1 pseudogene is annotated in these 758 nt (G+C 39.1%); it reads left to right on the top strand.

The window, feature by feature from the left end:
* Nucleotides 1-758, top strand: a pseudogene (locus DWW68_RS13280) (PT domain-containing protein); the annotation flags it as partial.

Raw genomic sequence — 758 nt, 5'->3', positions numbered from 1 at the left:
AATATTTGACAAGGCAAGAATCCATTTTGCATGGGGTACAGAAGTAGATGCTGCTTCTATTACAACAACAGTAGATGGAAAAAGTGTAAAAATTGACGGAACAAATGCCCATGGTATGTTTATTCCTTTATCAGAGGTAAGCACATTGGCAGTGGGAGAATATCAGATAGTTGTTAGCGCAACAGCTACAGAAAATTCAGCTACTGTTACAGGAAATGCAACATTAAAAATAGAAGATGAAGGGGAAACAACAACAAGAGATCCTTCAGTAAAGGTTTGGATAGACTTAGGGGATGGATTCTCATATGACGATTCAACAACAGCAACAGTTAATAATATTCAGCAGCCGGATTGGTCGCCTGAAAAAGGTATATATGTAAATGTACCGGCAGGAATCAGCTCAGTTGCAGTTAATGGAAAAACAGGTGATGAAGTTACAAAAATTCAGGGAGCAGGAGTTATTGTTTTCCTTTCAGCGATGACAAAGAAAACAAACACTGTTGAAATTGAATATGCAGGTGGAACAGCAACTGTTATTATAAAAAATGAAAATGGAACAGATGATGGTGATACACCAACAGTTACACCTACAGAAAAACCAACAGAAGCACCAACAGTTGCTCCGACAGACGTACCTACAGAAAATCCGACGGAAGCACCAACAGCTGATCCAACACAGGCACCAACAGAAGAGTCAACAGCAGCTCCTGGTTCAGAGATTAAATTAGACAAGGAATTTAATGAAGAAGGAACATTTG

It is taken from the genome of Eubacterium sp. AF16-48, from assembly GCF_003479405.1.
Classification (GTDB): Bacteria; Bacillota; Clostridia; order Lachnospirales; family Lachnospiraceae; genus Eubacterium_G; species Eubacterium_G segne.
This window is presented reverse-complemented; position numbering and strand designations above follow the sequence as displayed.